The organism is Actinomadura fulvescens, from assembly GCF_039533225.1.
Taxonomy (GTDB): Bacteria; Actinomycetota; Actinomycetes; order Streptosporangiales; family Streptosporangiaceae; genus Spirillospora; species Spirillospora fulvescens.
Genome location: NZ_BAAATD010000001.1, coordinates 1204592 through 1222968, shown reverse-complemented (window position 1 = coordinate 1222968; position 18377 = coordinate 1204592). Strand labels below are relative to the sequence as shown.

The 18377-nt window shown below is 71.9% G+C and carries 20 protein-coding genes; 3 read left to right on the top strand and 17 right to left on the bottom strand.

From position 1 onward, the window contains the following. Window positions 1–3 precede the first annotated feature (3 nt). From modA to ABD333_RS05750, 3 genes are all read right to left on the bottom strand, one after another. Entirely contained in the window at window positions 4–786 is a 783-nt protein-coding gene (gene modA / locus ABD333_RS05760) for a molybdate ABC transporter substrate-binding protein (protein ID WP_344538323.1), read from the bottom strand. 16 nt (window positions 787–802) lie between these two features. Then, a complete protein-coding gene (locus ABD333_RS05755; protein WP_344538321.1) occupies window positions 803–1198 on the bottom strand; it encodes a TOBE domain-containing protein in 396 nt (131 codons plus the stop codon). 100 nt (window positions 1199–1298) lie between these two features. Continuing rightward, window positions 1299–2411: a nitric oxide synthase oxygenase gene (locus tag ABD333_RS05750; RefSeq protein WP_344538319.1), complete on the bottom strand. Its 1113-nt coding sequence runs from the start codon at window positions 2409–2411 to the stop codon at window positions 1299–1301. Between the two features lie 183 nt (window positions 2412–2594). On the opposite strand from ABD333_RS05750, the gene ABD333_RS05745 reads away from it, so the two are divergent. Next, the gene (locus ABD333_RS05745) at window positions 2595–3248 is read left to right on the top strand and encodes a hypothetical protein (RefSeq protein WP_344538317.1); all 654 of its coding nucleotides are present in this window, start codon (window positions 2595–2597) and stop codon (window positions 3246–3248) included. Between the two features lie 22 nt (window positions 3249–3270). Here ABD333_RS05745 and ABD333_RS05740 read toward each other — a convergent pair whose 3' ends face one another. The 14 genes from ABD333_RS05740 to ABD333_RS05675 form a co-directional block, all read right to left on the bottom strand. Further along, window positions 3271–3471, bottom strand: coding sequence for a hypothetical protein (locus ABD333_RS05740; protein ID WP_344538315.1), 201 nt, complete (start codon window positions 3469–3471; stop codon window positions 3271–3273). A 104-nt stretch (window positions 3472–3575) separates the two neighbouring features. Continuing rightward, window positions 3576–4967 carry a ribosome biogenesis GTPase Der gene (gene der / locus ABD333_RS05735; protein ID WP_344538313.1) on the bottom strand — a complete coding sequence of 464 codons (1392 nt, stop codon included), beginning with the start codon at window positions 4965–4967 and terminating at the stop codon, window positions 3576–3578. Between the two features lie 114 nt (window positions 4968–5081). Then, on the bottom strand, window positions 5082–5774 hold the full coding sequence (gene cmk / locus ABD333_RS05730) for a (d)CMP kinase (protein WP_344538311.1): 693 nt from the start codon (window positions 5772–5774) through the stop codon (window positions 5082–5084). A 79-nt stretch (window positions 5775–5853) separates the two neighbouring features. Beyond that, window positions 5854–6936: a prephenate dehydrogenase gene (locus ABD333_RS05725; protein WP_344538309.1), complete on the bottom strand. Its 1083-nt coding sequence runs from the start codon at window positions 6934–6936 to the stop codon at window positions 5854–5856. 47 nt (window positions 6937–6983) lie between these two features. After that, window positions 6984–7346: a chorismate mutase gene (gene aroH, locus ABD333_RS05720; protein WP_344538308.1), complete on the bottom strand. Its 363-nt coding sequence runs from the start codon at window positions 7344–7346 to the stop codon at window positions 6984–6986. Window positions 7347–7358: 12 nt separating this feature from the next. Continuing rightward, window positions 7359–8090, bottom strand: coding sequence for a pseudouridine synthase (locus ABD333_RS05715; protein WP_344538306.1), 732 nt, complete (start codon window positions 8088–8090; stop codon window positions 7359–7361). Then, a complete protein-coding gene (gene scpB / locus ABD333_RS05710) occupies window positions 8087–8665 on the bottom strand; it encodes an SMC-Scp complex subunit ScpB (protein WP_344538304.1) in 579 nt (192 codons plus the stop codon). The genes ABD333_RS05715 and scpB overlap by 4 nt, the downstream gene beginning before the upstream one ends. Continuing rightward, on the bottom strand, window positions 8658–9524 hold the full coding sequence (locus tag ABD333_RS05705) for a segregation and condensation protein A (protein ID WP_410557246.1): 867 nt from the start codon (window positions 9522–9524) through the stop codon (window positions 8658–8660). Before ABD333_RS05705 ends, scpB begins: the two co-directional genes overlap by 8 nt. Before the next feature lie 101 nt (window positions 9525–9625). Continuing rightward, window positions 9626–10009 (bottom strand): hypothetical protein, encoded by a 384-nt coding sequence (locus ABD333_RS05700; RefSeq protein WP_344538302.1) that lies wholly within the window; start codon window positions 10007–10009, stop codon window positions 9626–9628. Further along, window positions 9991–10857, bottom strand: coding sequence for a ParA family protein (locus ABD333_RS05695; RefSeq protein ID WP_344538862.1), 867 nt, complete (start codon window positions 10855–10857; stop codon window positions 9991–9993). Before ABD333_RS05695 ends, ABD333_RS05700 begins: the two co-directional genes overlap by 19 nt. A gap of 142 nt (window positions 10858–10999) precedes the next feature. Further along, window positions 11000–12046 (bottom strand): site-specific tyrosine recombinase XerD, encoded by a 1047-nt coding sequence (gene xerD, locus ABD333_RS05690; RefSeq protein ID WP_344538300.1) that lies wholly within the window; start codon window positions 12044–12046, stop codon window positions 11000–11002. 56 nt (window positions 12047–12102) lie between these two features. Continuing rightward, the gene (locus ABD333_RS05685; RefSeq protein ID WP_410557275.1) at window positions 12103–12717 is read right to left on the bottom strand and encodes an NUDIX domain-containing protein; all 615 of its coding nucleotides are present in this window, start codon (window positions 12715–12717) and stop codon (window positions 12103–12105) included. A gap of 98 nt (window positions 12718–12815) precedes the next feature. Beyond that, a complete protein-coding gene (gene pyrG, locus ABD333_RS05680) occupies window positions 12816–14486 on the bottom strand; it encodes a CTP synthase (protein WP_344538297.1) in 1671 nt (556 codons plus the stop codon). Window positions 14487–14769: 283 nt separating this feature from the next. Then, window positions 14770–16338 (bottom strand): coiled-coil domain-containing protein, encoded by a 1569-nt coding sequence (locus tag ABD333_RS05675; RefSeq protein ID WP_344538296.1) that lies wholly within the window; start codon window positions 16336–16338, stop codon window positions 14770–14772. A 118-nt stretch (window positions 16339–16456) separates the two neighbouring features. On the opposite strand from ABD333_RS05675, the gene pip reads away from it, so the two are divergent. Then, on the top strand, window positions 16457–17425 hold the full coding sequence (gene pip / locus ABD333_RS05670; RefSeq protein ID WP_344538294.1) for a prolyl aminopeptidase: 969 nt from the start codon (window positions 16457–16459) through the stop codon (window positions 17423–17425). A gap of 412 nt (window positions 17426–17837) precedes the next feature. Continuing rightward, window positions 17838–18374 (top strand): diaminobutyrate acetyltransferase, encoded by a 537-nt coding sequence (ectA, locus tag ABD333_RS05665; RefSeq protein WP_344538293.1) that lies wholly within the window; start codon window positions 17838–17840, stop codon window positions 18372–18374. Window positions 18375–18377: the final 3 nt, after the last annotated feature.

Genomic DNA, 18377 nt, shown 5'->3' with positions numbered 1-18377 from the left:
GGATCAGCCGGGCCTCGCGGACTCGAAACCGGCCTGGCTCAGCACCGCCTGGCCCTGCGCGGACAGCACGAGCCGGACGAACTCCTTGGCCAGCGCGGAGTGCGGAGCCTTGGGCAGCGCCACGATCGGATAGTCGTTGATCGCCTTGGCCGACTCGGGGAACTCGATGCCCCGCACCTTGGCGCCGGCGGCCTTGACGTCGGTGCGGTAGACCAGCCCGGCGTCGGCCTCGCCCAGCCCTACCTTGGTCAGGACGGCCTTGACGTCCTGTTCCTGCGAAGCCGGCCGCACCCGCACCCCCGCCACCTCGAACACCTTCGTCGCGGCGGCCCCGCAGGGCACCTGGCGCGCGCACACCACGACCTTGAGCCCTGGCCGAGCCAGGTCGGCCAGGTTCGTCACCGTACCCGCGCCGTCCTTCGGCACCGCGATCACCAGGTGATTCTTGGCGAAGACCTGGGAGTCCGCGCTGACCTGCCTCATGGTGGCAGGGCTGGCGGACGCGAAGACGTCGGCCGGGGCGCCCTGCCCGATCTGCTGCGCCAGCCCGGAGCTGCCACCGAAGTTGAACCGGACACGCACGCCCTTGTGCGAGGCCTCGAACGTCCTGCCGAGCGAGGTGAACGACTCCGTCAGAGACGCCGCGGCGAACACCGTGAGGGTCGTGCCACCGCCCGGCGGCCCTCCGGTGTCACCGCAACCGGCGGCCAGCAGCGGCAGAGCCGCGACGGCCGCGAGGCGCTTCGCGACACGGGCGCGCCTCGACACACCGACACGCTCAGGCATGCGTGCTCCCCTCAGGTCAGCCGGCCAGCTCGACGACGACGTTGGTGGACTTCACGACGGCCTCGGCGACCACCCCGACGTCGAGCCCGAGCTCGTCGGCCGCCTCCCGGCTCATCAGCGAGACCACCCGGAACGGCCCGGCCTGGATCTCGACCTGCGCCATGACCCCGTCGCGGATGACGTCCGTGACGATGCCGCGCAGCCGGTTGCGTGCCGAGGAGGCCCGGTGCTCCCCCGGTTCGTTCCGCCAGGCCTGGGAACGCACGAACGCCGCGAGCTCCACGCCGGGCACCAGCCGGTGCCCGTGCTCGTCGCGGACGGCCGCCAGCCGCCCGCCGTCGACCCACCGGCGGACGGTGTCGGCGGAGACGCCGAGCAGGCCCGCTGCCTCACTGATGCGGAACGTCGTCACGGGGCAAGGTTACCTGCCGCAGATGCGAGGCCTGTATGGCACTAACGCCGGAAGATACAAGCTGAAAGCGACCTTCTCTTGGCAGATGCTCCAAGCGACTTCAGCGTGCCGGGGTACGGTGCGCCCGCGCCTTGCGGACGTAGTTGGGCCGCAGATCGCGGTCGTTGTACAGCCGGTGGAACACCGGGGTCGCCGAACCGGAGATGGGCGGCACGATCCAGCTCCAGTCGGCCGGGCACGTCCGCCCGGCCGACTCCTCCTTCGACACGTGCGCGAGGAACCGCCGCGACTCGGTGTGGTGGTCGGTGATGGTCACCCCCGCCTGCCGGAAGGAGTGCAGCACCGCGACGTTCAGCTCCACCAGCGCCCGGTCGCGCCACAACGTCGCCTCGTCCGACGTGTCCAGGCCCAGCCCTTCGGCCACCCGTGGCAGCAGGTCGTAGCGGCCTTCGTCGCCAAGGTCGCGGGCGCCGATCTCGGTGCCCATGTACCAGCCGTTGAACGGAGCGGCCGGATACGAGATGCCGCCGATCTCCAGGGTCATGTCGGAGACCGCCGGGACGGCGTGCCAGCGGAGCCCCAGGCCGGCGAACCAGCGGAAGTCCGGATGCGTGAGCTCCACCTCCAGCACGGCCCGTCCGGGCACGTCGAAGAACCTGACCGGCTCGCCCGGCGTCTCGATCACGAGGGGCAGCACGTCGAAGGCCGTGCCGCGCCCGCCCGTCCAGCCGAGCGCGCGAGCCGTCCGCGTCAGCTCGATGTTCTGCGGATCGCCCACGACGGTCCGGCCGTCCCTGCGGTACCCGGCGTACCGGATCAGCTGGTCGTTCCAGATGCGCGGCCCGGGCTCACCGGGCCGGTCGGGAGCGAACACCGTCACGACGGGCCTGATCCGCCCCGACCCGGTCGCCTCCCCGAGGTGCGCGAGACACTCGGCCGCGACGTCCCGGGCCGCGCGCACGTCACGCCGGTCGCGGACCCGCAGGCTGCGCCAGTAGAGACGGCCGATACAGCGGCTGCTGTTGCGCCAGGCGACCCGCGCGCCGAACCGCAGCTCCGCCGCCGTGTGCCGGTACGTCCCGGTGCGGCGGATCTCCTCCCGGACCTGACGCGACCGTGCCGCCACCGCACCCTCCGCGGCACCCTCCGCCGGGTTCTCCGCGTAGAACGCGCCCAGGAACTCCTCGGCCGCCCGTTCGAGCTCTCCACCCATCCGCACATCCGTGACCGCTCGCAACTGATTGATCACAAGTCGTCACATGATGCCACGGTGCGGTGGGAACGGCCGTACTTTGCGGAGATTGGTCCGTGTGCTCCGCTCGGCGTGCTTGGACCGGCCTCTCCGGGGTAAACGCCCCCCAAAACAATCACATAAGCCCGGTCAGGAGGACCGATCATGGCTGGGACAATGCATGTTCCGCGTACCCGGGGCGTTCTGAGCGGCACGATGCTGGTGCTGCTCGGGCTGTGGGGCGGGCTGCTGCCGTTCGCCGGCCCGTACGCCGACTTCGGCTTCGCGCCCGACGACCCCTGGGTCTACGACACCGACCGCCTGCAGCTGAGCGTCGCGCCCGCGGTCGCCGTGGGGCTGGGCGGCCTGATCGTGCTGCTCAGCGCCAACCGCGCGTTCGCCATGGTCGGCGCGTGGATCGCCGTCCTGGGCGGCGGATGGTTCGCGGTGGGCGGCATCGTGGCCTCGCTCTGGGACGTGGAGGGCGTCGGTGCGCCTCTGGGCAGCGACGAGGGGCAGCAGGTGGCCGAACAGCTCGCCGGTTTCACCGGGCTCGGCGTCGTCGCGGTGTTCTTCGCCGCGCTCGCGCTCGGCCGCTTCGCGGTGGTCGGCGTCAAGGAGGCGCGGCTGAACGAGACGGGCGACGAGGAGCGAGCCGGGCACACCGGTGACCACGACGACGAGACGACGCGGCCGATGTCGCGGTCGTCGTTCGGCCGCTACGCGCGCGACTCGGCGGGCACCCCGCCTCCGCCGCCTCCGGCCACCTCTCCCGAGGACCAGCAGGTCGCCGGGGAGCAGGGAACCGGGCGGCGCTAGCAGGACCGCCGGCGGCACGGCGTCAGCGGTGCCTGCTCCTCATGTTGCGGACGGACTTGTCCGTCTCGTAGGTCTGTTTCTCGTCCACGCGCACATCGTCGCGGTCGGTGAACATGGCGACGAAGGCGACCAGGAGGCCGACACCGCCGATCCAGGGCTCCTTCCACACGAAGCTGAGGGCCACACACACGGCCGCCACGGACATGAGCAGCAGAAGCTTCACGTTCGCACTCCCCGACCCGCGCCAGACGTCAACAGAGACAGACCCTCGTTGTGTGGTCAACGAGTAAGAGAGAGCTTACAGGCGGGAGAGGCGCGACGGGAAGGTCACTTCTTCTTGCCGCGCTTCTCCCGGATCTTCATGGTGATGTCGAGCGGGGTGCCCTCGAAGCCGAACTCCTCGCGCAGGCGCCGTTCGATGAAGCGCCGGTAGCCCTCCTCCAGGAAGCCCGACGTGAACAGCACGAAGCGGGGCGGCCGCACCCCCGCCTGGGTGGCGAAGAGGATCTTCGGCTGCTTGCCGCCGCGGATCGGGTGCGGGTGCGAGTTGACCAGATCGGCGAAGAACTGGTTGAGCTTGGACGTCGGCACGCGGGTGCCCCAGCCCTCCAGCGCCGTCTCGATCGCGGGGACGAGCTTCTCCATGTGACGCCCGGTCTTGGCCGAGACGTTCACCCGGGGCGCCCAGCGCGCGTGGTGGAGCTGGCGGTCGATCTCGCGGTCCAGGTAGTGGCGGCGCTCCTCGTCCAGCAGGTCCCACTTGTTGTACGCGATCACCAGTGACCGGCCGGAGTCGACCACCATAGAGACGATCCGCAGGTCCTGCTCGGTCAGCGTCTCGCTCGCGTCGACCAGCACGACCGCGACCTCGGCGCGCTCCAGCGCGGACTGGGTGCGCAGGGTGGCGTAGAAGTCGGCGCCCTGGTTCTCCCGGTGCCGGCGGCGGATGCCCGCGGTGTCGATGAACCGCCAGGTCTTGCCGCCCAGGTCGATCAGCTCGTCCACCGGGTCACGGGTGGTGCCGGCGACCGAGTCGACGACCGCCCGCTGCTCCCCCGCGACCTTGTTGAGCAGGCTGGACTTGCCGACGTTGGGGCGTCCCAGCAGGGCGACGCGGCGCGGGCCGCCCAGTTCGCCGAACGTCTCGGCGGGAGCCTCCTCGGGGAGCGCCTCCAGGACCGCGTCGAGCAGGTCGCCGCTGCCGCGCCCGTGCAGCGCGCTGACCGGCTGCGGCTCGCCGATGCCGAGCGACCAGAGCGCCGCCGCGTCGGCCTCGGCGCCCGCGTCGTCGACCTTGTTGGCGACCAGCACGACCGGCTTGCCGGAACGGCGCAGGATCTCCACCACGGCCTCGTCGACGTCGGTGGCGCCCACGGTCGCGTCGACCACGAACATCACCACGTCGGCCAGCTCCACCGCCAGCCGGGCCTGCTCGGCGATCGCGGCCGCCAAGCCCTGGGCGTCGGGCAGCCAGCCGCCGGTGTCGACGACGGTGAACCGGCGCCCGCTCCAGGTCGCGTCGTAGGCGACCCGGTCGCGGGTCACCCCGGGCACGTCCTCCACGACCGCCTCCCGGCGGCCGAGGATCCGGTTGACCAGGGTCGACTTGCCGACGTTCGGCCGGCCGACCACCGCCACCACCGGGGCGGGCGGCGCGTCCGGCGCCAGCCCGTCCTCGTCGACGGTCACTGTCTCAAGCTCGTATTCGCTGCTGCTCACTGTGTTCTCCGCATACCGCCGGGGGCGCCTTTCGGCGCCGCCTTCCCTCGTCGCTCTGGTCGCAAGCTCCCGGCGCTCCTCAGTCCAGGCTGCACCGCGCCCCCTCCGGCATGCTCAGTTGTGCTCTTTCGCGAGGCGGACGACCGCCTCGATGACCTCGCCGAGGCTCAGCTCGGTCGAGTCGATCTCGTGTGCGTCCGCCGCCCTGGTCAGCGGGGACGCCTTGCGGGTGGAGTCGAGCCGGTCGCGGCGGGCCTGTTCGGCCCGCGTCACCGTCACGGTGGCGCCGGGGTCGGCGGCGAGGTCCTTGGCGCGCCGCGCCGCCCGGGCCTCCTCGCTGGCGGTGAGGTAGACCTTGACCGGGGCGTCCGGCGCGACGGCCGTGCCGATGTCGCGGCCCTCCACCACGATTCCCCCACTACCGATGATCTCACGCTGCAGGGCCACCAGCCGCGCCCGGACCTCCGGTACGGCGCTCACCGCGCTGACGGCGTTGGTGACCTCGCGGGTCCGGATCGGCCCGGAGACGTCGGTGCCGTCCACGCTGATCGTGGGCGCGCCGGGATCGGTGCCGCTTTCCAGCACGGGCTCGCCGGCCTTGGCGGCGACCGCCGCGGCGTCCTCCACCGGAACGCCGTGCTCCAGCATCCACCACGTCATGGCCCGGTACATGGCGCCGGTGTCGAGGTAGCGCAGCCCGAGTGCGCGGGCGACTCCCTTGGAGGCGCTGGACTTGCCGGACCCGGAAGGGCCGTCCATGGCGATGACGAGCGACACGATCGCTGCCTTTCGTTGCGATGCGGACATGCGGAAACGGGCGGCGAAACCGCGCCGCCCTCGTGCTCCTCGTGGAGGCCCCGGCCCCTCAGGCTACCGGGCGCGGGGCTCAGCCCGGGACGGACCAGCCGCGCGCCCGCAGTTCGGTGGCGAGCCGGTCGGCGGCCTCGGGCCTGACCGAGATCTCCAGGACGCCCAGCGGCCGGCCGGGCGAGTGCTCGATCGACACGTCCTCGATGTTGACCCCGGCGATCCCGGCCGCCTGGAAGATCATCGCGAGCTCGCCCGGGCGGTCGGGGATCATCACCGGCACCACGGCGTAGGTCTTCTGGTCGCCGCCGTGCTTGCCGGGGATGCGCGCCCGGCCCGCGTTGCCCCGCAGGAGCAGGTCGGCGACGTGCGCCGCGGCGCCCTCGCTGCCGTCGCGCAGCAGCGAGGCCGCGACGGCCAGGTCGGTGGCGACGGCCTCCAGGACCTCGGCGACCGGCTCGGAGTTGGCCGACAGGATGCCGATCCACAGCCGGGGGTCGCTGGCGGCGATCCGGGTGACGTCCCGGACGCCCTGGCCCGCCAGGCCGAGGGCGACGTCGTCGGCGGCGGTGAGCCGGGCCGCGACGGCGGCCGACACCACATGCGGGCCGTGCGAGACGAGCGCGACGGCCCGGTCGTGTTCCTCGGCGTCCACGGTCACCGGCTCGGCGCCGCAGGCCTCGGCGAGCGCCGTCACGGCCGCGACCGCCTCGGGCCCGGCCTCGGGCGGCGCGCACAGCGCCCACGGGCGTCCCAGGAAGAGATCGTCCTGCGCGGCGGCGGGTCCGGACCGTTCCCGCCCGGCCAGCGGGTGCCCGGCAACGAACACGCTGAGATCGCAGCCCAGCTGCGCGGCCTGGGCCAAGGGCAGGGCCTTCACGCTGGCGACATCGGTGTAGACCCTGGCCAGCCCGCGCTTCTGCGCGTCCAGCAGGGTGACCGCGACGGCGGCGGGCGGCACCGCGAGCACCGCGAGGTCGGCGGGCTCCGCGGCGTCCCCGTCCGCGAGCGCCTCGCCCGCGCCGAGCTCCACCGCCATCCGCAACGCGCCCGCGTCACGGTCGGTGAGCAGGACCTCGGTGCCGCGTTTGCGCATGGCCAGCGCGATCGAGGTGCCGATCAGCCCGGTCCCGACGACGACGATCCGCCTGACTTCAACCACCGGGCCAGCCTATCGGCCCGTACCCGCCCCGCCTGACGGTCACCGGGTCACTGGGCGATGTCGAGGCGCAGCGCGGTGGCCCCGCGCAGATAGACGTGCTGGACGTCCGAGCGCGGGCGGTCGACCTCGACGTGCGCCATCAGCCGGATCACGCGGGGCAGCGCGTGCGGCACGGCGATCTCGCTCGCGCACAGCAGCGGAACGTCGTGGAAGCCGAGCTTGCGGGCGGCGAGCGCCGGGAACTCGGCGGTCAGGTCGGGCGTCGCGGTGAAGATCACGCTGATGACGTCGTCGGTGGTCAGCTCGTTGCGGGCCATGACCTCGGTGACCAGCTCGGTGGTCGCCTCCAGGATCTGGTCCCGGACGTCGGCGTCGACCTGCGTCGCCCCCCGGATCGCGCGTACCGCCACTTGCGTCCCCTCCTACAGGTCCACGGCCTTGTACAGCTCGCCGACCTCGTTGACGGTCAGCGCCCGCATGTTGCCCGGCTTGAGGAGCCCGAGCTTGATCGGTCCGAACTCTATGCGCGCCAGCTGCTGGACGGGGAAACCGACCTCCTTGAGCAGGCGCCGCACGATGTGCTTGCGCCCCTCGTGCAACGTGATCTCCACCAGCACCCGGCGGCCCACCTGATCGAAGATCCGGAACCGGTCGGCCTTGGCCGGGCCGTCCTCCAGCCGGACACCGGCCTTGAGCCGCCTGCCGAGGTCGCGCGGGATCGGGCCGTGGATCTCGGCCAGGTAGGTCTTCTCCACGCCGTAGCTCGGGTGGGTCAGCCGGTGCGCCAGCTCACCGTCGTTGGTGAGCAGGATCAGGCCCTCGGTGTCGGTGTCGAGCCGCCCGACGTGGAACAGCCGCTCGGGCACCTCCACGTAGTCGGCCAGCGACTTGCGGCCGCGCTCGTCCTTCATCGTGCTGACCACGCCGCGCGGCTTGTTGATCATGTAGTAGCGCATCTCGGCGCGGGTCTGGACCCGGCGGCCGTCGACGTGGATGACGGCCCGCTCGGGGTCGACCCGCTCACCGAACCGGAACACCACCTTGCCGTCGACGGTGACCCGGCCCTCGCCGATCAGTTCCTCGCAGTGGCGGCGGCTGCCGATCCCGGCCTCGGCCAGGACCTTCTGCAGGCGTACGCCCTCGTTGTCGCTCAATGTCCCTCGATGATCTCTTCAGGTAGGTCGTCGGGCAGGTAGGGGGCGAGGTCGGGCAGGTCCTCGACGCTGCGCAACCCCAGCCGCTCCAGGAAGTACCCCGTGGTGCGGTAGAGGTGCGCCTGCGTCTCGGGATCCTGGCCCGCCTCCTCGATGAGGCCGCGCAGCGTCAGGGTCCGGATGACCCCGTCGCTGTTGACGCCGCGGATCGCCGACACCCTGGCCCGGCTCACCGGCTGGCGGTAGGCCACCACGGCGAGCGTCTCCAGGGCGGCCTGCGTCAGCCGGGCCTGCTGCCCGTCGGTGACGAAACGCTCCACCACCGGGGCGCACACGTCGCGCGTGTAGAACCGCCAGCCGCCGGCGATCTCCCTCAGATCGAACCCCCGGCCCTGCTCGGTGTATTCCGCGGCCAGCTCGCGCAGGGTGGCCACGACCTCGTCGCGCGGCCGTTCCAGGATCTGCGCCAGCGTGAGCTCGGTCACCGGCTCGTCCACCACCAGCAGGATCGCCTCGACCGAGGCGCGCAGCCCCGGAAGATCGTCGGCGACGGCGGCCGCGGGTTCCTCAGTCATCGTCGTCTTTCCCGTCCTTGGCGGGCTCGGGCGAGCCCTCGTACTCGTCGACCTCGACATCGCCCTCGTCGGGGCCGGTCCAGGTGATGTGCAGCTCTCCCAGCGGCTCGGCCTGCTCGAACGACACCGACAGGTCCCGGTAGAGCTCCAGCAGCGCCAGGAACCGGGCCACGACCTGGTAGGTGCCGTCCACGTCGTCGGTGAGCTCGCGGAACGTCGCGGTGCCCATCCGCCGCAGGCGTTCGACGACGATCGCGGCCTGCTCCTTGATGCTGGCCTTCGGCTGGTACATGTGCTGCACGGAGACCGACGGCGGCTCCTTGGGCGCGAAGACCTTGCCCGCCAGGCGGGCGAACTCGGCCGGACCGAGCCCGAGCAGCACCTCCGGGAGAAGGTTGGCGAACCTCGGCTCCATCGGGACGATGCGCGGGAAGCGCCTGGCCTCCTCGGCCATCCGCCCGGTGAAGACCTTGGCGACCTCCTTGTAGGCGCGGTACTGCAGCAGCCGCGCGAACAGCAGGTCGCGGGCCTCCAGCAGCGCGAGGTCCTCCTCGTCGTCCACCTCGCCCGAGGGCAGCAGGCGGGCGGCCTTGAGGTCCAGCAGGGTCGCCGCGACCAGCAGGAAGTGGCTGGCCTGGTCGAGGTCCCACTCCTTGCCGTGCGAGCGGATGAACGCGATGAAGTCGTCGGTGACCTTGTGCAGCGACACCTCGGTGATGTCGAGCTTGTGCTTGGAGATGAGCCCCAGCAGCAGGTCGAACGGCCCCTCGAAGTTGTCCAGGTGGACCTGGAAGCCCCGTGCCTGCTCGGCCCCGGGCTCTGTCTGTTCGGCGCCCGGCGCTGCCGACGTCTCGTCCACGCCGCTCACGCTAGCGGAGGCCAACGCGACATCCCCCTGTTCCGGCCGTCTGATCGATCAAAGTGATGGTCCCATGGCCGGAGGGGTGACCGGGCCGGCCGTCAGCCGCCGTCGCGGAGGCGGCGGACCAGGGTGCTGCCCTCGCCCCGCACCTCGAAGTCGGCGAGGATCGCGGCGACCGCCTCGCGGACGATCCGGCCGCGGTCGACGCTCAGCGCGTGCTCGGCGCGCAGGGTGAGCCGGAGGCGCTCCAGGTCCAGCAGCTCCGCCGCGGAGACATAGACCGTGATCTTGGTGTCGTGGCGCTGGCGGCCGGTGGGACGGCGGGCGGCGGGCACGGGCGGGGCGGCTGGCACGGGCGGGGCGGCGGCCACGGGCTGCGCCGCGGCCTTGGCGGGCGGTCTCGGCGCGACGCCGGGCGGTTTCGGTGCGGTGGGACGGAAGATCTCATCCGCTCCGGGCAGCCTTACCCGACGTGACGCCACCTTTCGAGCACCTCCCGCGCGAGACCACGATATGCGTTCGCCCCCATCGAGTTGGGGTCGAAGTACGTGATCGGTTCCCCGGCGACGGTCGCGTCAGGAAACCGTACCGTGCGATTGATGACCGTGTGGAAGACCTGGTCACCAAAGGCCTCGACGATTCTGCTGAGCACCTCGCGGGTGTGCAGTGTGCGGGAGTCGTACATGGTGCCGAGGACGCCGTCGATCTCCAGGCCCGGGTTGATCCGCCCCTGCACCTTCTCGATCGTCTCCATCAGCAGCGCGACACCGCGCATGGCGAAGTACTCGCACTCCAGCGGGATGAGCACGCCCTCGCTGGCCGCCAGCGCGTTGACCGTGAGCAGGCCGAGCGACGGCTGGCAGTCGATGAGGATGTAGTCGTAGTGGGGCACGGCGGGCTTGAGCACGCCGGCGAGGATGTACTCGCGGCCGACCTCGTGCACGAGCTGCACTTCGGCGCCCGACAGGTCGATGTTGCTCGGCAGCAGGTCGAGCCCGTCGACACCGGTGTCGATGACGACGTCCTCCCACTCGGTGTCCCGTTCGAGCAGCAGGTTGTGGATCGTGACGTCGAGCTGGCGCGGGTCGCCCTTGCCGAGGCCGACCGAGAGCGCGCCCTGCGGGTCGAAGTCCACCAGCAGGACCTTGCGTCCGTACTCGGCGAGCGCGGCCCCCAGGTTGATGGTCGTGGTGGTCTTGCCGACCCCGCCCTTCTGGTTGCAGATCGACACGATCCGCGCCGGCCCGTGCTCGGCCAGCGGCTCCGGATCGGGGAGCGTCGGCACAGGGCGTTGAGTCGGCCCGAGGGCTCGACGCGGATCGGTCTCTATGGTGGCGGAGGACAGAACGCCCTCCGCAGCGTGTGTGCTGGTCACCAGATCCCTCCCGGGCGGCCCGAAAATGCCATCCAGAACGGCGACTCTAGGGCTTGACACCGTGCGTCTCAAGCCGACGCGCGCCGTAGGCCGGGATTCATCCATCTCGTGCTCGCGGGTGGGAGGTCGCGTACACCTCCCGCAGCAACTGGACCGTCACCAGCGTGTAGACCTGGGTCGTGGTCACAGAGGCGTGACCCAGGAGCTCCTGCACGACCCGGACGTCCGCTCCGCCGTCCAGCAGATGCGTGGCGAACGAATGCCGGAGGGTGTGCGGCGAGACGTCCGACAGCCCGGCCCGTTCGGCGGCGGCGCGCAGCACCATCCAGGCGCCCTGCCGCGACAGTCTCCCGCCGCGCGCGTTGAGGAAGAGCGCGGGCCCGCCGCGTCCGGCCTTGGCGAGCTCGGGCCTGGCACGGACGAGATAGGCCTCGACGGCGCGCCGGGCGTAGTCGCCGATCGGCACCACGCGCGTCTTGCCGCCCTTGCCGGACACCCGGGCGAACCCCTCGTCCAGATCGAGGTCGTCGACGTCGAGGCCGACCGCCTCGGAGATGCGGGCGCCCGAGCCGTACAGCAGCTCCAGCAGGGCGCTGTCGCGGAGCCCGCGCGCGGCCTCGGCGGGCCCGCCGGAGTCTCCCGCCGCCCCGGCCGCCGCCAGCAGCCGCTCGACGTCGTCGAGCGAGATGGCCTTGGGCAGCCTGCGGGGCGGGGTGGGCGGCTTGACGTCGCGCGCAGGGTCGCCCGGCGCGAGACCCTCGCGGAGCGCGAACCGGTGCAGGCCGCGGACCGCGACGACCGCCCGGGCCGCCGAGCCCGCCGCCAGCGGCGGGTGTTCCTCGTCGCCCTCCCGCAGGCCCACCAGGAACGCCCGGACGTCGTCCTCGGTGACCTGGTCGAGGGCGTCGCGGCCCCGGCCGGCCAGCACCGTGACGTAGCGGCGCAGGTCGCGCCGGTAGGAGCTGAGGGTGTTGGCCGCCAGCCCCCGTTCCACGGCCAGGTGACCCAGGTAGGTGCGCACGGCGGAGGCCAGCCCGGTCTCCGGACCGGCGGGGGTTCGCTCGGCGTACCGGCCGGTCGTGCTCGGTGACAGTTGCGGCACCTCTTCCGGGCGAGGCGGCGGACAGGGGACGTGCCCCATCATGCCTTCTCCCGCCGCCGGAACGGACGCGGACGCCCCGGCGGCCGGGCCGGGCCGCGTCAGTCCTCCGGCGCGTCCGCCGGGCGCAGGTCGCGGAAGCCGCTCGCGTGCGCGGCGTGCGCCGCGAGGATGCCGGTCGCGGCGATCATGTTGTGGATCTCTCCGGCGAACACCTTGCGCACCGCCTCGGCCAGCGGCACCCAGACGACCGGCATGTCGGCCTCCTCGTGCACCCGCTCGAAGTCGATCTGGTCGGCGGGGACCTCGGTCAGCTCGCGGGCAAGGAAGATCCGGGTGCGCTCGTCCGACATCCCCGAGGACGGGAAGAGGTCGACGAGCGTGTCCCAGCGGTCGGCCCGGTACCCCGCCTCCTCCAGCAGCTCGCGCTCGGCGAGCCGCTGGAGCGGCTCGCCCGCCTTGTCACGGAGCCCGGCGGGCGCCTCCCACAGCAGGCGGCCGACCGGGTGCCGGTACTGCCGGACGAGAAGCACGCGGTCGTGCTCGTCGAGGGCGAGGATGCCGACCGAGCCGAGGTGCTCGATGACGTCCCGCTGGACGATCTCGGTGCCCGCGCCGTTGGGCATGCGCACCGAGTCGCGGCGGACGCTGAAGACGTGCCCGTCGAACTCCTCGCTGCTGCCGGTGACCTCCCAGTGCTCCGGCCGGTCGCGCACGTCCCGCGGGCCGAGCCCGTGGGCGGTCGCGGAACCGGTCGCGGAGCCGGTCGCCGCACCGGGCGCGGAGCCCGTCGCGGAACCGGTGACGGGGCCGGTCACGACGCCGCGCCGGCGCGGCTGTCGGCGTAGTCGAGCGCGGCCGAGATGAGGCCGGTGAACAGCGGATGCGGGCGGGTCGGCCGCGAGCGGAACTCCGGGTGCGCCTGCGTGCCGACGAAGAACGGGTGGACCTCGCGCGGCAGCTCCACGTACTCCACCAGGCGGCCGTCGGGCGACAGGCCGCTGAACCGGAGGCCCGCCCGCTCCAGCTCGTCGCGGTAGGAGTTGTTGACCTCGTAGCGGTGCCGGTGCCGCTCGGACGCCTTGGCCTCCCCGTAGAGCTCGCGGACGATCGAGCCCTCGGCCAGGTCGGCCGGGTAGAGGCCGAGCCGCATGGTGCCGCCCATGTCGCGTTCACCGGCCACCACGTCGACCTGGTCGGCCATCGTGGCCACCACCGGGTGCGGGGTGGCGGGGTCGAACTCGACGCTGCCGGCGTCGGCCAGCCCGGCCAGCGTCCGGGCCGACTCGATGACCATGCACTGCAGGCCGAGGCAGATGCCGAGCAGCGGGACACGGTTGTCGCGGGCGTGCCTGATCGCGCCGAGCTTGCCCTCGATGCCGCGCACGCCGAAGCCGCCCGGGATCAGCACGCCGTCCACGCCGTCGAGCTCGCGCTTGGCGCCCTCGGGTGTCTCGCAGTCGTCGCTCTTGACCCAGCGGATGTGGACCTTGGCGTCGTTGCCGAACCCGCCGTGGCGCAGCGCCTCGGTGACCGACAGGTAGGCGTCGGGCAGGTCGATGTACTTGCCGACCAGCGCGATGGTGACCTCGCGGGCGGGCCGGTGGACGCGGCGCAGCAGCTCGTCCCACGCGCCCCAGTCGACGTCGCGGAACGGCAGGCCGAGGCGGCGCACCACGTAGGCGTCCAGGCCCTCGGAGTGCAGCACCTTGGGGATGTCGTAGATGCTGGCGGCGTCCACGGCCGAGACCACGGCCTCGCGGTCGACGTCGCACATCAGGCTGATCTTGTGCTTGAGCCCGTCGGTGATCGGCCGGTCGGAGCGGCACACGATCGCGTCGGGCTGGATGCCGATGGACCGCAGCGCGGCCACCGAGTGCTGCGTCGGCTTGGTCTTGAGCTCGCCGGACGGGCCGATGTAGGGCAGCAGCGAGACGTGCAGGAAGAAGCAGTTGTCGCGGCCGATCTCGTGCCGGATCTGCCGGACCGACTCCAGGAAGGGCAGCGACTCGATGTCGCCGACCGTGCCGCCCACCTCGGTGATCACCAGATCGACGTCACCCTCGGCCATGCCGGTGATGCGGTCCTTGATCTCGTTGGTGATGTGCGGGATCACCTGGACGGTGTCGCCGAGGTACTCGCCGCGGCGTTCCTTGGCGATCACGTTGGAGTAGACCTGGCCGGTGGTGACGTTGGCCGAGCCGTGCAGCTCGGTGTCGAGGAACCGCTCGTAGTGGCCGATGTCGAGGTCGGTCTCGGCCCCGTCGTCGGTGACGAAGACCTCCCCGTGCTGGAACGGGTTCATGGTGCCGGGGTCGACGTTGAGGTAGGGGTCCAGCTTCTGCATGGTGACGCGGAGGCCGCGAAGGGCGAGAAGCCGCCCGAGGCTGGACGCCGTCAGTCCCTTGCCGAGGCTGGAGGCGACACCGCCGGTGACGAAGAGGTGCTTGGTAGGACGTGATCTACCAGTGGCTGCCGAAGGCAAGAAGACGCTCCCGTGGTCGTTGCGAGGCGGACGTTACCGCACTGTCCACGGGCCACCAGGATAACAGCCGACGGGACCTGCGGCGTCCGGGAGGGGGCCCATCGGGTGTGTCGCGCCCCTGGTCAGGGGCCGCACCGCCGCGCCCACGGCCGAAATCGTCGTGTGCGCGGGGCTTCAGCACCGCTTTCGGCGCCGCGGTCGATGACGGGCGGCCGGGCGCGATCGACGTGACGCGACCGAGTAGATCGGCCGCGCGCGGGCGGCTCGGAGGCGCCGGGGCGTCTCAGAGCCGGGGGGCCGCCGTCGGCATGATCGTGCGCAGCTGGCGGGTGAGCTCGTCGATCAGTGAGCGGGCCTGGTCGGCGGCGTTGCGGGCCTGGTCGCGTTCCTGGGAGAGCTCGGCGATGGCGGCGCGCTGCTCGGTGACGGCCTGGGCGAGCTGGTCGACCCACTGGTCGCGTTCGGCGAGCTTCTCGGCGATGGCGTCGCGTTCGGCGGCCAGCTGGCGCAGGCCCGCGGTGGCCTTGTCGAGCTCGCGGGTCGCCTTGTCGGCCCGGCCGCGGTCGAGCGTGCGCTCGGACTCGACGCGCGCCTGGGCCTGGACGGCCGCCTCGCGGGCCCGCTCGGCGGCCTCCCTGGCCTGCTCGGCCTTCTTGGCGGCCTCCAGGGACTGCGCGGCGGTGTCGAGGGCCTGCTGCCGCTCGTTCTCGGCCTCCTGGGCGTGGCGCCGCGCGTCTTCGGCGTCCTTGGCGGCGGTGGCCGCGGAATGCTGGAGGTTCTGGGCGGTCATCTCGGCGTCGGTGAGTTTGGCGCGCAGCGCCGACAGCTCGCTGTGCGCCTTCTCCAGAGCCCGAGACAGCTCCCCGCCCTGCTCGGCGACCCGGTCGCGCTCGGCCTCGGCCGAACGGCGGGCGCCGATGGCGTCTTCGAGCGCGCGGTTGGCGTCGTCGCGCGCCTCGCTCATCGCGTCACGCTGGGTGACGGCCTGGCGGACGGTCGCCTCGGCCTCGGCGATCCTGCGTTCGACCTGCTCGACCTGGGCCTGGGCCTGCTCCAGCTGGGCGCGCGCGTGCTCGGCCTGGACCCGTGCCTGCTCGGCCTGGGCTCTGGCCTGCTCGGCCTGGCCGCGGGCCTGGTCGGCCTGGACGCGGCCCTGCTGAGCCTGGTTCCAGGCGGCGGCGGCGTCGCGCTGGGCCGACTCCTTCTCGGCCTGCAACGCGGCGACCTGCGAGGCGGCCTCGTTCTGCACTTCGGCGGCGCGGTGCTCGGCCTCGGCGAGGCGGCGCTCGGCGTCGATGGCGCGGCGCTCGGCCTGCTCGGCCTGGCCGCGGGCCCGCTGCACCTCACCCCAGGCCGCGGCGGCGTCGCGCTGGGCGGACTCCTTCTCGGCCTGCAGCGCGTTGATCTGCGCGGCGGACTCGTTCTGGACGTCGGCGAGGCGGCGTTCGGCCTCCATCGCCCGGCGGTCGGCCTGCTCGGCCTGACCGCGCGCACGCTGCACCTCACCCCAAGCCGCGGCGGCGTCGCGCTGCGCCGCCTCCTTCTCCGACTGGACGGTGGCCACCTGCGAGGCCGCGTCGGTCTGCGCCTCGGAGACCTTGCGCTCACCGGCGGCAAGCGCGTCGCCGATGAGATCGGCCATCTGGCGCAGCCGCTCGACGATGTCCCAGGGCTGCGCCTCGGGTCGTTCGGGCTCGGCCTGCCGGGCGGGTTCGCCGCCCGCCCGCTCCGCCTTGTGGGTCGCCTTGATGGGCACGTCGGGCTGCGGCCCCGGATCACGTCCCGGGATCGGCCAGGGCGAGCCGGCGTCCGGGACGGGACGCGAACCACCCGATCCGTTGAGATCGCTCACGGAAAGCACTCTAGTGGGGACCCGGACGGCGTTTGCCCAGTTTGGGGTTTAGTTTCTTGATCCGCACGATGTCTTCGGCCAGGTCCGGCCGCAGGTGGGCGTGGAAGAATCACAGCTCATGGAGCTTCGCACCCTGTACCCGCCGATCGAGCCGTACGACTCCGGGCAGCTCGACGTCGGCGACGGCAATCACATTTATTGGGAGGCCTGCGGAAACCCCGACGGCAAGCCCCTCGTGATGCTGCACGGCGGCCCCGGCGCCGGCTGCAACGCCGACCACCGGCGCCAGTTCGATCCGGAGGCGTACCGGATCGTGCTGTTCGACCAGCGCAACTGCGGCCGGAGCACCCCGCACGCGAGCGACCCGGAGGTCTCGCTGGAGGCCAACACCACCTGGCATCTGGTCGCCGACATGGAGGTGCTGCGCGAGCACCTCGGAATCGACCGCTGGCTGGTCTACGGCGGCTCCTGGGGCAGCGCCCTCGCGCTCGCCTACGCCCAGACGCACCCGGACCGGGTGACCGAGCTGGTGCTGCGCGGGATCTTCACGCTGCGGCCGTTCGAGCTCTACTGGTTCTACCAGGAGGGCGCCTCGCTGATCTTCCCCGACCGGTGGGAGGAGTACCTGGCGCCGATCCCCGAGGACGAGCGCGAGGACCTGATGAGCGCCTACGAGGAGCGGCTCAACTCCCCCGACCCCGCCGTGCGGATCCCGGCGGCGAAGGCCTGGACGCAGTGGGAGGCCGCGACGATCCGGCTGGTCCCCGACGCCGCCTCGATCGAGGAGGCCGGCGAGGAGGAGAGCGCCGTCGCGTTCGCCCGGATCGAGAACCACTACTTCGTGAACGAGGGGTTCTTCGACGGCGAGCAGCTGATCGAGGGCGTCGAGAAGATCCGGCACATCCCGGCCGTCATCGTGCAGGGGCGCTATGACGTCTGCACCCCGGCCGCGACCGCCTGGGACCTGCACCGCGCCTGGCCGGAGGCGGAGTTCCACCTGGTGGACGACGCCGGGCACGCCTTCACCGAGCCGGGCATCACCCACCGCCTCATCGAGGCGACCGACCGCTTCGCCAAGAGGTCCTGACGCGACCCGAGGTCCGGCGGGCCGGGCGCCGCGTACGCCCGCCGGACCGCGAGTGTTCACCACGCCCTCGGCTTGCGGGCGTGCAGCGTGTCACCAGACGCCTCACGGCGGTATCCAGTTGACGTTAAATCTGCGTGATTCAGCTCACACAAATGTAATGTGACGCCAGGACAGGTGTTGTCACGTCTCACGCTCTGTCATCACCGTGGGGTGCTTCCCGGTCACCCACGGAGATGACCCCGAAAGGCCCAGGTAGACGGGGTCTACATGACTTTCCGGATGGCACGGCGGTGTGAATTTGATGCCCGGAACCGAGTAATCGACTACCCCTACCCGGCCCTCTGACCGCCAAACATCCCCTTGATAACAATCGCGATTGGGGCATCGGCGAAGTTCGCTAAGTTGCCTGGGCATGGCACCGCGACCCCTGCAATCACGACCACGGCGAACTGACGACGACCCGACGGTACGACTCCTGGAGCCGAGCCTGGAGGACGGCCGGGAGTTGTGGCGGATGGCACGGGAGTCGCAGGTTCTCGATGTCAACTCGCCCTACAGTTACACACTCTGGTGCCGCGACTTCGCCGACACTTCGGTGGTCGCCAAATCCGGCGACGAGGCGTGCGGATTCATCACCGGATACGTGCGCCCCCAGCAGCCCGACACGTTCTTCGTGTGGCAGGTGGCCGTGGACCGCGACCACCGCGGGCGGGGGCTGGCCCGGCGCATGCTGGACCGTCTCGGCGACCGGATGGCCGCCCGCGGCTGCCGGTTCCTGGAGGCCACGGTGACCCCGGCCAACACCGCCTCCACCGCGATGTTCGAGTCGTTCGCGCGTGCCCGCGGCTGCGCCCTGGCCCGCCGCCCCCTCTTCGGCTCCGAACACTTCCCGCCAGGTCACGGCCACGATCCCGAGGTGCTGTTCCGCATCGGCCCGTTGCCGGCCTGATCA